At 67.1% G+C, this 13295-nt stretch carries 11 protein-coding genes; 4 read left to right on the forward strand and 7 right to left on the reverse strand.

Going from position 1 to position 13295, the window contains the following annotated elements:
* Positions 1-79: 79 nt before the first annotated feature.
* Together ACFX4F_RS14780 and ACFX4F_RS14785 are read right to left on the reverse strand one after the other, a co-directional pair.
* Positions 80-2185 carry a phosphoglycerol transferase I gene (locus ACFX4F_RS14780; RefSeq protein WP_380656560.1) on the reverse strand — a complete coding sequence of 702 codons (2106 nt, stop codon included), beginning with the start codon at positions 2183-2185 and terminating at the stop codon, positions 80-82.
* A gap of 271 nt (positions 2186-2456) precedes the next feature.
* Complete coding sequence (locus ACFX4F_RS14785) at positions 2457-4100, reverse strand: ABC1 kinase family protein (protein WP_380656618.1); 1644 nt, start codon at positions 4098-4100, stop codon at positions 2457-2459.
* Positions 4101-4333: 233 nt separating this feature from the next.
* Between ACFX4F_RS14785 and ACFX4F_RS14790 the strand changes: the two genes are divergently transcribed.
* Positions 4334-5260 carry a DUF808 domain-containing protein gene (locus tag ACFX4F_RS14790; RefSeq protein WP_099819718.1) on the forward strand — a complete coding sequence of 309 codons (927 nt, stop codon included), beginning with the start codon at positions 4334-4336 and terminating at the stop codon, positions 5258-5260.
* A gap of 173 nt (positions 5261-5433) precedes the next feature.
* On the opposite strand, the gene ACFX4F_RS14795 is transcribed toward ACFX4F_RS14790, so the two are convergent.
* On the reverse strand, positions 5434-6972 hold the full coding sequence (locus ACFX4F_RS14795) for a diguanylate cyclase domain-containing protein (RefSeq protein ID WP_380656564.1): 1539 nt from the start codon (positions 6970-6972) through the stop codon (positions 5434-5436).
* Positions 6973-7078: 106 nt separating this feature from the next.
* Between ACFX4F_RS14795 and ACFX4F_RS14800 the strand changes: the two genes are divergently transcribed.
* The 3 genes from ACFX4F_RS14800 to ACFX4F_RS14810 all read left to right on the forward strand — a co-directional run bounded on the left by ACFX4F_RS14800 (position 7079) and on the right by ACFX4F_RS14810 (position 9038).
* A complete protein-coding gene (locus tag ACFX4F_RS14800) occupies positions 7079-7714 on the forward strand; it encodes an NAD-dependent dehydratase (protein WP_380656566.1) in 636 nt (211 codons plus the stop codon).
* Positions 7714-8421 carry a helix-turn-helix transcriptional regulator gene (locus ACFX4F_RS14805; protein WP_380656569.1) on the forward strand — a complete coding sequence of 236 codons (708 nt, stop codon included), beginning with the start codon at positions 7714-7716 and terminating at the stop codon, positions 8419-8421. Before ACFX4F_RS14800 ends, ACFX4F_RS14805 begins: the two co-directional genes overlap by 1 nt.
* A 230-nt stretch (positions 8422-8651) precedes the next feature.
* Positions 8652-9038 carry a VOC family protein gene (locus tag ACFX4F_RS14810; RefSeq protein WP_380656572.1) on the forward strand — a complete coding sequence of 129 codons (387 nt, stop codon included), beginning with the start codon at positions 8652-8654 and terminating at the stop codon, positions 9036-9038.
* Between the two features lie 122 nt (positions 9039-9160).
* On the opposite strand, the gene ACFX4F_RS14815 is transcribed toward ACFX4F_RS14810, so the two are convergent.
* The 4 genes from ACFX4F_RS14815 to pdhA are packed head-to-tail and all read right to left on the reverse strand — an operon-like array spanning position 9161 to position 13049.
* Positions 9161-10555, reverse strand: coding sequence for a dihydrolipoamide acetyltransferase family protein (locus ACFX4F_RS14815; protein WP_380656575.1), 1395 nt, complete (start codon positions 10553-10555; stop codon positions 9161-9163).
* A complete protein-coding gene (locus ACFX4F_RS14820) occupies positions 10552-10905 on the reverse strand; it encodes an SH3 domain-containing protein (RefSeq protein WP_025874583.1) in 354 nt (117 codons plus the stop codon). The genes ACFX4F_RS14815 and ACFX4F_RS14820 overlap by 4 nt, the downstream gene beginning before the upstream one ends.
* A 1-nt stretch (position 10906) precedes the next feature.
* Positions 10907-11974 (reverse strand): alpha-ketoacid dehydrogenase subunit beta, encoded by a 1068-nt coding sequence (locus ACFX4F_RS14825; protein ID WP_089237416.1) that lies wholly within the window; start codon positions 11972-11974, stop codon positions 10907-10909.
* Positions 11967-13049 (reverse strand): pyruvate dehydrogenase (acetyl-transferring) E1 component subunit alpha, encoded by a 1083-nt coding sequence (pdhA, locus tag ACFX4F_RS14830; RefSeq protein WP_032976633.1) that lies wholly within the window; start codon positions 13047-13049, stop codon positions 11967-11969. Before pdhA ends, ACFX4F_RS14825 begins: the two co-directional genes overlap by 8 nt.
* Between the last annotated feature and the right edge of the window lie 246 nt (positions 13050-13295).

The following is a 13295-nucleotide window of genomic DNA, read 5'->3' on the forward strand; positions in this document are numbered from 1 at the left end:
CCCCGCCACCCCGCGGAACGCCGCTGTTGCGGTTGCCGTTGATTCGGCAGGTGCAGGGCGCAGCCCTGCCGAACCCCCTTTACCCCCGCGGTCGCCCGCGCGAGGGCACCAGTGCGAACGTATCCACTGCCAGCTTCTCGGCGTGGTTCAACCACGCGCGGATTTCCAGATCGTCCACTTCGTGGTCAAGGCCGAACGACACATTGATCTTGCCGTCGGCATCGGGCTGCACCCACTGCTGGGCCAGCACCACCTTGCGCTGCGAGGACACCGCTTCGATCCAGAAACCACGATCTGGGCGCGTGCTCGCCACCAGCTGCAGCATGTACTGGCCGGCGCGGGTACGGCGGCCCTTCTGGGTGATCATGTGTGCCTGGCGCACGCTGGGGCGGGGGCCCTGGAACGCATCCAGCGGTGCATCCACGTCGATTCCGTTGCGCAGCTGGCCATCGCGGTACAGCTTGATGCCGTTGTCGCGGTTCACCAGCAGCGCGCACCAGTCGCCGTCGGCCGAGCCATCCTCGAACGCGGTGCAGCGATCGACGTAGGCGAGTGTGTTGTCCGGGTCGGCGTCGTCGAACTGGCGCGAGGTGTTTTCCAGGTACACCGATTTCAGATCCCAGTCCTTGTCGTACTCCAGCAGCACCGGCGGCTGCACGTGCTGCAGGCCGACCACCACCTGGTCGTCACCGTCGATCTTCAGCTGCCGCGTCGGTTCACCCAGCCACAGCGAGCGGGCGAAGGCGAGGTACTGCGGGTAGTCGCGGCCGCCATCGCGGCGCGCGGCGGCGCTGGCACTCGGTGTGCGCTTGTCATCCAGCAGCGAACGGCCGAAGCCCATTGTCTGCAGGTTCGGATCGAGCAGGCTGAGCAGGGTGGCACCCGAGTCCAGCGTCGAGCCGTCTTCGGCGGCCAGCTGGCGCGGGGCCACGCCGTCACCCAGGAACAACAGCAGGTTCTCGCGCTTCTGCTTGGTCAGGATATGGCTGAGGTCATTGGGCATGGCCAGGTGATCGGAGGCGATCACGATCAGCGTGTCCTTGCCATACGGGCTGGCCTGGATGCGCTCGACCAGCTGCGAGATCAGGCGGTCGGTGCACTTGAGTGCGTTGAGCATGCCGATGTTGCCGTACTGGCTCTGGTAGCGCTCGCCCTTGCAGGCCACCGGCAGATGCCCGGCCGGGTGGTGCGTGTCCATTGTCAGCGTGGTCAGCATGAACGGTGCGTCCTGCCGCGACAGCTGTTCGAAGCGCTGGTAGGCGGTGTCCAGCAGCACGTCGTCATGCACGCCCCACGCCGAGTAGTGGATGCGGCCGATCTTCTTCTGCTGCTTGAACCATGCCAGGTCATGCACTTCGTCGAAGCCATGACTGGCCAGGAACTGGCCCTTGCCGGCGAACTGGCCGTTGGCGCCACCCAGATAGTGGTTGGTGTAGCCCTGCTGCTTCAAATAGTCGCCCAGGCACACGGCTTTGGGCAGGAAGCTGCCCATCCGGTCCATGCTGTTCTCATCGCCCTGCGAGGTGGTCAGCGGCACGCCGCACATCGATGACACCAGACCGGCGATGGTCCAGCCGCCGCCCTCGGCCGAGGCCAGCCCGCGGACATCGAGTGACTTGGCGGCCAAGCGGTTGAGATTGGGCATCAGGCCGGGAAACACGGCCTCATCCAGATAGGTGCGTTCCAGGCTCTCGCCGTAGATCCACACGATGTTGCGCGGGCGCTGCAGGGCCTGCGTGGGGATCTGGTACTCGGGAGCGATACGGGCGAAATCCACCGGGCGCAGTTGCTGGTACAGGCGTTGGCCATCGCGCGCCAGCGGGCTGATCATGATCGTGGCCACCCACAGCGCGGCGAAACCGGCAAACCACGCACCACCGGCCGTGGGTCGGCGCCAACGCTTCACCCGCGTAGCGAACAGCGGCAGCAGCGACACGGCAGCCAGCACGATGAAGCCGGCGATATAGCCCTTGAAGTCGGCGACACCGGCGCCTTCCATGTCCGCACCCAGGTGGTACAGGGTGGCGGCGTTGAGTCCGTCGCCGGACAGCTTGTCGATCAGCCACCACGCACTGAGCGCCAGCAGCAACAGCGAGAACAGACCTGCTTTCCACCACACCCACTTTGCGGACGCGAGGAACAACCAGGACAACAGCAACAGCGACAGTAGCAGAATCCAGAGCATAGGCAGCTTCGGCAGTGACGGGGTGGCGATGGACGTCGTACCGACGCGTGTCCATCCGACCGGCGCTGCTGCAAGCACATCTGCATGACAGGCCGATGACCCGATAGTGCATGCACGAACCTGACTGAAATGTTTGTTGAAATCGCGCGTGCGATATCACGCCGCGAACGTAAATCGAGCGTGAAAACTCACGCTCGATTGCATTAAAAAACGCATGAATGCGCTGTTTTCGTAGATCCACGACACGCGTGGATACGACAACGCATCAACGCTATCGATGTCCACGTTCCTCGCGCGAACGAGCACGCCGATCGAACAACAAGGCGCTGGTCACGATGCCCAGCCCAAGCACCACGCCGATCAACAGCAGCACCAAGGCGATGGCGGGATAGCCGAACACATGCCAGCCGGTATCGATCTTCATCATCATCGCCGCCGCCATGATCAACGCTGCGCTGATGATGCCGGCGGCCACGCGGTTGGCGATCTTCTGCAGGTTCTCCATCAGCCGCGACTCTTCCAGCCCGGTCACCTTCATCTGCAGGCGGTTCTCGGCCAGCAGCGCCATGATGTCCGAGAGCTTGCGTGGCCCATCGCGCAGCAGTTGCTGCACCTCCATGGCTTCGCTGGCCAGGTTGGCGGCCGACAGCGACTTCTTCAGGCGCGCGCGCATCACGTGCTGCAACTGGCGCTCGACGATGCGCCGCGTATCCAGGTCCGGTGCCAGCAGGCGGCATACGGTTTCAAGATTGAGCAGCGCCTTGCCGAGCAGGCTCAGCTCCGGCGGCGTACGCAATCCGGATGAGGTGGCGATGCGCACCATGTCCAGCACCACACGTCCTTCGGAGAAATTCGCGCTGGCCGCATAGCGTGCGATCAGCTGGCCGGTCTCGCGCAGGTAACGCTCTTCATCGAACGCCTCCAGCCGCGTGCTGATGCTGATCAGGTCGTCGGCCACTTCCTCGCCGCGGCCATCGACGGCGGCGAACAGGATTTTCAGCAGCCGCTCGCGCAGGCGTGGCGGCATGTGCGCGACCATGCCCAGATCGAAGATCGCCAGGCGCCCGTCGGGCATCACCCGCAGATTGCCGGGATGCGGATCGGCGTGGATCTCGCCGTGCACGAAGATCTGGTCCAGGTAACCGCGGATCAGCGCCGCGGCCAGCGGGTCCATCGCTTGTTCGGTACGCCGCACATCGGGAATGGCATCCACGCGTACGCCACTGGCCAGTTCCATGGTCAGCACGCGATGGCTGCAGTAATCCCACAGTGGCTGCGGAATCCACAGGCGCCGGAACGGCTTCAGATGGCGGCCGAAGCGCGACAGGTTCTCGGCCTCGGCGTGGTAATCCAGCTCCTGCATCAGGGTCTTGGAGAACTCGTTGAGCCAGTCACGCAGGCGCACGCGGCGACCGATCTGGGTCAGATGGTCGGCGGCCAAGGCGAAGCTGCGCAGCACGTCCAGATCCGAACGCAGCTGCGCGGCCACTTCCGGCTTCTGCACTTTCACCGCGACCTCGCGGCCGTCATGCAGCACCGCGCGATGCACCTGGGCGATCGACGCGCAGCCCAGCGGTTGTGGGTCGAATGCGGCGAACAGCTTGTTCACCGGCGCGCCCAGCTCCTGTTCGACGATGGCGTGGATGCGTTCGACCGGGATCTCGGCGACCTTCTCCTGCATCCGCTCCAGCGCGGTGGCGAACTCCACCGGCACCATGTCCGGGCGCGTGGAGAGCATCTGCCCGAGCTTGACGAAGGTCGGCCCCAGCGCTTCCAGGTCACTGACGAACTGCTCGGGATTGCCGTCGGGTGGCACATCGGTGTGGCTGCCGGCAGCGTCCAGGTTCATGCCGGAGAACACGCCGGAATGGCGGTAGCGCATCAACAGGCGCAGGATCTGGCTGCGCCGGTTCATGCCCCGGATCAGCGGGGGATTGCCTGCGGCGGTGGGCGGCTTGCTCAAACAGAACTCCTCGAAAGCGACGACCCGGCGGCCGTGATCTGGCGGCCGGGTAGCGCCGGGCCATGCCCGGCGGGATCGGAATACGCTTGCAGTGTCCCTGTGCAACGGTAGGCGCGCGGTGAATCCGCTACCGCAGGCGGCGCAGGATCGGTCAGAATCCGCTCATTCCCTTTACTGGATCCCCCATGGCCGGTGCCAGCCTGTTTGCCCTGCTCGACGATATCGCCTCCCTGCTCGACGACGTCTCGGTGCTGACCAAGGTCGCCGCCAAGAAGACCGCCGGCGTGCTGGGCGACGACCTGGCGCTGAACGCGCAGCAGGTGACCGGCGTCAATGCCAACCGCGAACTGCCGGTGGTGTGGGCGGTGGCCAAGGGCTCGCTGGTGAACAAGGTGATCCTGGTGCCGGCTGCGCTGGCGATCAGCGCATTGGAAGCCTGGCTGCACAGCCGTGGCTGGAACGTACCGCTGATCGTGCCGCTGATGATGATCGGCGGTGCCTTCCTGTGCTTCGAGGGCGTGGAGAAGCTGGCACACCGGTTCCTGCATTCCGCCGATGAGGACGCCGAACACCAGGCCGAGCGGCGCAAGGCGCTGGCCGATGCGCAGGTGGACATGGTCGCGTGGGAGAAGGACAAGGTGAAGGGCGCCATCCGCACCGACTTCATCCTCTCGGCCGAAATCATCGTGCTGTCGCTGGGTGTGGTCGCCACGGCGTCGTTCATCAACCAGGTCAGCACCTTGGTGGTGATCGCGCTGGCGATGACCGTGTTCGTCTACGGGCTGGTCGCCGGCATCGTCAAGCTTGACGACCTGGGCCTGTACCTGTCGCGCAAGGGCGCGGCGCTGGCGGCGGTCGGCCGTGGCCTGCTGGTATCGGCGCCGTGGCTGATGAAGTTCCTGTCGGTGGCCGGTACCGCGGCGATGTTCCTGGTCGGTGGCGGCATCCTGGTGCACAACGTGCCGGCGCTGCACCACGCGGTGCAGGCGCTGGGCGGCGAAGGCCAGTGGGGCTGGCTGGTCAACGCGCTGGGCAACATGGTGGTCGGCATCATCGCCGGTGCGATCGTGCTGGCGGTGGTGACCGGCGTGCAGAAGCTGCGCGGCAAGTAGCGCAGGGGTCTTGCCCGGTAGAGGCCGACCTTGGTCGGCGGTTTGTTTGCCGCGCGTGCCAACCAAGGTTGGCACCTACCAAGCGGTTTCCGGCACCTTGCCCGGTAGGGGCCGACCTTGGTCGGCGGTTTGTTTGCCGCGCGTACCAACCAAGGTTGGCATCTACTCGCGAACTATCCCGCGTGCACCCGGTTCTTGCCTTCGCGCTTGGCCACATACAGGGCGTCATCGGCGCGCCGCAGCAACGTATCGGCATCGTCGCCCGGCTGCCATTGCGAAAGCCCGGCACTGAAATGCACCGGTACCCGCCGGTCCTGCACGGTCAGTACGCGATGCGCCAGTGAACGCTGCAGCCGCTGCACCGTGGCCATGCTATCCGCGCCGGGGGTTTCCGGCAGTACCAGCACGAACTCGTCGCCGCCCAGCCGGGCGATGCCATCGGTGGCACGCAGCAGCAGGCGGCACACCCCCACCAGATGCTGCAGCAGCGCGTCGCCGCCGGCGTGGCCGTGTTCGTCGTTGGTCTGGTGGAAATCATCCAGGTCGATCACCGCCAGCCCCAACGGCGAGTTGTTGCGTGCGGCGCGGGCCAGTTCACGTTGCAGCAGTTCGTCCAGGCCGCGCCGGTTCAGGGCCTGGGTCAGCGGATCGATACGCGCCAGATCGCCGGCTGCGCGCAGATCCTGTTCCAGCTGGTTGATGCGATGTTCCGCGCGTTCCACTTCCTGCCGTGCGCTGGCCAGGTGATCGCGCGCCTGCGCGGCCTGCTGCTGCACCTTGCCGGTGTCCTGCATCACTTCCTGCAGCAGGTGGTTGAGGTCGGCGATGCTGCGCGCCTCGCGCAGCTGCAGCGCGTAGCTGCCGATGCGGTCGTGGTATTCACCGGTACTGGCAGCCATGCCGTCCATGCGCTCGATGAACTCGCCCATCAAGCTACGCATGGCCGCTTTCGAATCGTCGATTCCCTGCCGCAGCAGGCCCTGTTTGTAGATCACCTCGCGCAGCTCGGCGCGGGTGCGCTCGACCGATTCGGCTTCCAGCGGCCCGGCCAGCAGCTGGCGCACGGCTGCGATCTGGCCCTGCAGCCAGCTGCGGTCATCCAGCAGCTCGCTGACGTTCTCCAGCAGCAGTGCGAACAATTCCAGCAGCAGTGCCTGCTGTTCCTGCCAGCTCTCGGCGCGCACGCCGATCTGGTGACCCAGTTCGCGCGCACCTTGTTCGATCGGCTCCAGTGCCGCGCCCGGTTGCCACTGGCGCAGGCGTACGGCCAGTGCCTCGGCCTGCTCGCGCAGGTCGGGATCGTGCTGCAGCAGCGCCACCACCGCGCCGCCCAGCAGCAACCGCAACTGCTCGGACAGGCGCAGGCTGTCGGGCTGGCCATCGGGCGAATGCTGGTCGATGGTGCGGATGTACTTGTCGATCAGCTGCCGCATCGCCCGGCCATAGCGCGGCCAATCGGCACTGGCCTGCGCCGACTGCAGGCGGTCGCCCATGTCGCCCAGCTCGCCGGGCAGGGTGGCCATGCCATTGGCGAACGCGGCCAGCAGCGGCTCGGGTGCATCGGCTCCGGCGAACAGCTGCTGCAATGCCACGCCGCTGCCGCCCTGCAGTACCACCCGATCGCCGCGCCCGTCGTCGACCACCGCGCGCACGCGCGCAGGCGGTCCGATGGCGGTGCCGGGGGCAGGGCGGGGGTCGGGCTGGTCCGTCATGGAACGAATCCTGGGGTGGCAGGGAGGCTGGTCACAGCATATCGGCGCAACTGGCGGTGGCTTGAACCGATAGGATGGGCGACAGGATGCCGCAGTGGAGGTGGGTATGCGTGTGATGTTGCTGGGGGCGACGGGACTGGTGGGCGGGCTGGCCCTGCCGATGCTGCTGGACGACCCACGCTGCCGCGCTGTGGTGGCCCCGACCCGACGGTCGCTGGACCTGCGCGACCCGAAACTGCACGCCCCGGTGCTGGACTTCGATCAGCTGCCGGATGGGCCCGGCTGGGCACCGGTGGATGCAGTGGTCTGCGCGCTGGGCAGCACGATGGCCCAGGCGGGAAGCCGCGAGGCCTTCTACCGGATCGACCACGACTACCCGCTCGCCTTCGCCCGCCTGGCCAGGACCCAGGGCGCGCGTGCCTTCGTACTGAATTCGGCGGCGGGGGCCAATCCGGGTTCGGCCATCTTCTACAGCCGGGTAAAAGGCGAGCTGGAGCGCGACCTGCGCGCGCTGGGCTTCGCTTCGCTGACCCTGGTCCGGCCGGGCCTGATCGGCGGCCACCGCCCACAGGCGCGCCGCGGCGAACAGTTTGCCCTGCAGGTGCTGGGTGCGTTGCGGCCGGTGCTGCCGCGAGCGTGGCGTATCAACCCGGCCACGCGTATCGCGCGCGCGCTGGTGAACGCGGCACTGGCGCCGGCACCGGGCGAGCACGTGGTGGCTTCGAAAGACCTGGTGGACTGATGTCGCGCGCGCTGCGTCTGACCCAGCTGCTGCAGGTGCTGCGCCGCCACCGCCGGCCGGTGGCCGGGCAGGCGCTGGCCGACGAGCTGGGCATCAGCCTGCGCACGCTGTACCGCGATATCGAAACGCTGCGCGAACAGGGCGCCGACCTGCGCGGGGAAGCCGGTGTCGGCTACCAGCTGGAACCGGGCGACGTGCTGCCGCCGCTGACCTTGCCACCGGCGGAAATCGACGCGCTGGTGCTGGGCCTGCGCTGGGTAGCGGCACGCACCGAGCCGGCGCTGGCCGAGGCCGCGCGTGATGCGTTGGCGCGCATCGCCCATGTGCTGCCAGCAGCACGCCGCGAAGCACTGCGTGACAGCGGCCTGCGGGTGGGCCCATCGCGTACGGCAGCGAAGGTGCCCCCGGCGCGCCTGCAGACCGTGCGCGAAGCGGTGGGTACGCAGCAGCGGCTGCAGTTCGCCTATGAGGATGCACAGGGACGGCGTACCGAGCGCGTGGTCTGGCCGTTCGCACTGGGCTACTTCGATGAAGTGCCGATGTTGGCGGCGTGGTGTGAGGGTCGCGAGGACTTCCGCCATTTCCGCCTGGATCGCATCCGCCATGTGCGTGCGTTGGAAGAGTGCTACCTGGTGCCGCGTGCCACCTTGCTGCGGCGCTGGCAGAAGGCGCAGGGCATCGCCCCGGATTGGCTGGACCGTTCGTGACGGACCAGCTTTGGTAGAGGTCGAGCTTGCTCGACGCTTTTGCTCTTTGCTCTTTGCTCTTGGTAGATGTCGAGCTTGCTCGACTGCTCTTGTTGTTCGCGGAGAGCAGTCGAGCAAGCTCGACCTCTACCAGAGCCAGGGCGCCAGCCGTCGAGCAGGCTCGCTGCTGCTGACAGGATCTGTCAGCAGGGCAGGGCCACCATGAACGCTCCCAACAACGGAGGTTCCCCATGTTCAAGCCCAGCACCCTGCTGCAGTACGTGCGCGACGTCGCCACCAGCGCCACGTTCTACAGCGGCATCCTCGGCAAACCACCGGTCGAGCAGTCGCCCGGCTTCGCCCTGTTCCTGCTTGGTGATGGCGCCGCACTGGGCCTGTGGCAACGCGATGACGTGCAGCCGCCTGTCACTGCCGAGGCAGGTGCAGCCGAGCTGGCGATGGTGGTGGCGGATGCAGCAACGGTGCATCGCATGCACGACGAATGGCGCGCGCTTGGCGTGCAGATCACCCAGGCACCGGTGACGCTGGAGTTCGGCCACACCTTCGTGGGCGTCGATCCCGATGGCCACCGACTGCGTGTCTACAGCCGCGCCGAGGGCATGATCGCGCGCGATTGATCAGCGCGAAGTAGATCCACGCCATGCGTGGATGAAGACGCACAAAAAACGCCGGGCATTGCCCGGCGTTTTTCCAGTTCATGTGCCAACCAACGGTTGGCACCCACCGATCAGGTGGTCGATCAGTTGGCCAGCGCCAGATCGTCCATCATCGCGCGCAGGAAGCGGGCCGCTTCACCGCCGGTGGCGGCGCGGTGGTCGAACGTCACCGACAGCGGGATCACCTTGTGCGCTTCCACGCCGCCCATCACCGGGGTCATCTGGTGGCGGGCACGACCGGCACCGACGATGGCCACGCACGGCGGCACCACGACCGGGGTCGCGTAGCGGCCGGCGAACATGCCGAAGTTGGACAGCGAGATGGTGTAGCCGCTCAGTTCCGACGCTGCGATCGAACGCGCTTCCACCTGCTCGCGCAGACGGTTCACGCCTTCGCGGATGCCGCGGGCATCCAGCATGTCGGCATTGCGCAGCGCCGGCACGAACAGGCCGTCGTCGGTATCAACGGCGATGCCGATGTCCACCTGCGCATGCAGGGTGCGGGTCAGCGCTTCACCATCGAACCAGGCGTTCATCGCCGGCACCTTCTGCGCGGCGACCACGATCGAGCGCACCAGGCGCGCGGTGACGTCGTTGCCCGGCAGCCAGGCGTGGATGTCGGCGTCGTCGTTCAGCGTGGTCGGCACGACCTTGCTGTGCGCATCGGCCATGACGCGGGCCATGTTGCGGCGCACGCCCTTCAGCGGCTCCGGCTGGCCCTTGGCAACCACGCCGGGCGGCTGGGTGCGCATCGGCTTGCCAGCGGCAGACAGCGGGGTGCGTGCGTCGGACTGGACCGGCGCGGCCACCTGCGCCGGGGCCGGTGCGGCAGCAGCCGGTGCAGCAACCGCTGCCGGTGCGGCGCCGATCTTCGCGCTGCCATCGGCAGCGGCCTGCTTGACGTCGGCCATGGTCACCGCGCCATCGGTGCCGGTGGCACGCACGCGGCTCAGGTCCACGCCCAGCTTGCGCGCGGTGGCACGCACGGCCGGCACGGCCTTGACGCCGCCGACGGCCAGCGCCTGTTCGGCATGCACCGCGTTGGAGCTCTGCATCGCGCCGACCACGGTGCCGGCGTCATCACGCTCGGCGGCGGCCGGCTTGGCTTCTTCAGCAGCTACCGGCGCGGCTGCGGTCGGCAGCGGCGGCGGCGTCGGTGCGGCCGGAGCGGCCGGAGCGGCATGACCGTGGCTGTGGCCGGTGTCCTGGCCGTCAGCGCGCTGCGGCAGGTTCGGGTCCAGCGCGAAGCTGGCCAGCACCGCGCCGGTCGGGATGATGTCGCCGGCAGCGCCGGACAGCTTCAGCACCGTGCCGGAGAACGGCGAGGGCACTTCGACGACGGCCTTGGCGGTCTCCATCGAGACCAGCGGCTCGTCCAGCTTGATCACATCGCCTTCCTTGACGAACCACTCGACGATGGTCGCGTCCGGCAGGCCTTCGCCCAGGTCGGGCAGGTTGAAGTTCTTGGTCTGGCTCATTTGCAGTTCTCTTCCAGCAGTTCCAGTTCGCGGGCAGGCAACCAGCCCGTCGCGCCATTGGCGCGCTCGGACCACCACCACCCGCCGTGTTCGTGATGAAGCTTGACCATCTCGCCGTTCTCCACATCCAGCTCGCGGGCGTCATAGTCGCGCAGGGCTTCTGCGCGACCATCGTCCAACAGCTGCAACCACGCTACCGGTGCCCATCCGGCGCGCCCATCGCTGGTGCGCACCCAGGCAAACGCCGGCCATTCCTCGTCACGTACACCTACTTCGACGATCTGGCCGGTGCGGAACCGGAGCGGGTTGGGATACTGGCTGCGGTAAGCCCCGAGAAGGCGGGCCCGCATGTCAGCCTGCCGCCACCGCGCGCTTGGCCGCCGCCACGATCCGCTCCACGCTCGGCAGATATTTCATCTCCAGGCGGAACAGCGGAATGTGGGTGTCGTAGCCGGTAACGCGCTCGACCGGAGCCAGCAGGTCGTACAGCGATTCCTCGGCCAGGCGTGCGGCGATTTCCGCGCCGAAGCCCGCGGTCTTCGGGGCCTCCTGCACGATCACGCAGCGGCCGGTCTTGGCCACCGACTCGGCGATCGTGGCGAAGTCCAGCGGACGCAGCGTGGCCACGTCGATGACTTCGGCACTGATGCCTTCGCCGGCCAGCTTGTCGGCCGCTTCCAGCGCTTCCTTCACCTGCGCGCCCCAGGTCACCAGGGTCACGTCGGTGCCGTCGCGCAGCACGAAGCACACGTCCAGCGGCAAGGCTTCGCCGTCGTTGACGACCACTTCCTTGTACTGGCGGTAGATGCGCTTGGGCTCCATGTAGATCACCGGATCCGGTTCGCGGATCGCGGCCAGCAGCAGGCCATAGGCGCGCTGCGGCGAGGACGGCAGCACCACGCGCAGGCCCGGCACGTTGGTGAAGATCGCTTCGTTGGCTTCGCTGTGGTGTTCCGGCGCACGGATGCCACCACCCCACGGCACGCGCAGCACCATCGGGCAGTGCAGGCGGCCACGGGTGCGGTAACGCAGGCGCGCGGCGTGGCAGATGATGTGGTCGACCATCGGGTACATGAAGCCGTCGAACTGGGCTTCGGCCACCGGCTTCATGCCCTGTGCGGCCAGGCCGATGGTGAGGCCGGCGATGGTGGTTTCATCCAGCGGGGTGTCGAGGATGCGGTCGGCGCCGAAGCGCTGCTGCAGGCCGGCGGTGGCGCGGAACACGCCGCCGTTGACGCCCACGTCTTCGCCCAGCACCAGCACCGACTTGTCATGCTCCAGCTCCCAGGCAAGTGCCTGGGTGATGGCTTCGATGAGGGTGATCGGGGTGTCGGTCATGTTCTGTTCTCCGCGCGCGACGGCAGCGCTGTCGGCGGCGTTGGTGTGCGCGCTGGACGCGCCGTTCTTGATCTCATCCATGGCGCTGCTCCAGGGCGATCGCCTGGGCGCGCTGGGCCAGCAGGTCCTGCGGCGGGTCGGCATAGAGGAAATCGAACATCGCCTCGACCGGCTGCACCGGCGTGTTGAGGTACAGGTTCACTTCCTCGTCCACGCGCTTGCCGCACTCGGCGGTCCAGGCCGCTTCTTCTTCCTCGCTCCAGACACCGGCGTTGGTCAGGTACTTGCGCAGGCGCAGCATCGGCTCGCGCTGCCAGGCATCCTTCACTTCGGCGTCGTCGCGGTAGCGGCGCGCGTCATCGGCGGTGGTGTGGTCGGACAGGCGATAGGTCATCAGCTCCAGCACGGTGCCGCCGTCGCCGGCCAGCGCACGTTCGCGCGCCTGCAGCATGGCGGCCATCACCGCGATCAGATCGTTGCCGTCCACCTGCAGGCAGTGCAGGCCGCCCGCCAGGCCCTTCTGTGCCAGCGTCTCGGCACCGGTCTGCGCCGAACGCGGGACCGAGATGGCCCAGCCGTTGTTGACGATGCACAGGATCAGCGGCAGCTTGTAGGCGCCGGCCGAATTCAGCGCAGCGTAGAAGTCGGTCTTGGAACTGCCGCCGTCGCCGCACACGGCCACCGCGATCTGCGGTTCCTTGTTGAGCTTGAACTTCAGCGCAGCGCCTGCGGCGTGCAGGCACTGGGTGGAGATCGGCACGCAGAACGGGAAGTCCTTGGCCGCATTGCCGCCGTAGTCGTTGCCGCGCTCGTCGCCGCCCCAGTACATCAGCACGTCGTGCGGGCGCACGCCACGCATGAACATCGCACCGTACTCGCGGTAGGACGGTGCGAACACGTCGTCCTTCTGCATCGAGGCGCCGATACCCACATGCGCGGCTTCGTGGCCGAGGCAGGCGGCGTAGGTGCCCAGCTTGCCGGTGCGCTGCAGCGCGATCGACTTGCCGTCGAACACGCGCACGAACAGCATCTGCTTGAACATCGGCAGCAACGCGCGCGGGTCGCGCAGGGCTTCGGGCAGGTCATCGCGGACGAGCGTGCCGTCCGTGTCCAGATACTGCAGGTATTCGATCTTGAACTCAGCGGCAACCGTCATTGCGTACTGCACCTTCGACAGAGAAGTTACAAATGATATGAATCGCCATGTTAAGGAATGCGTACGAAAAAGCTCTCCTGCGGCGCAGCACGGCCTGCCGGCCTTTGTACCCCCTTACGGGTGCATGATGCCAATAACTTCAACGTATTCAGCCATTGCTGCAAAGCATCACAACGCGCCTTGGGCTGAGCGCCAGTAGAACGGCGCAAACGGTTCCACGCGCAACGGCCGTTCCACAGCTGCGCC

The sequence above is a fragment of the Stenotrophomonas sp. YIM B13575 genome (assembly GCF_042787595.1).
GTDB lineage: Bacteria > Pseudomonadota > Gammaproteobacteria > Xanthomonadales > Xanthomonadaceae > Stenotrophomonas > Stenotrophomonas lactitubi_B.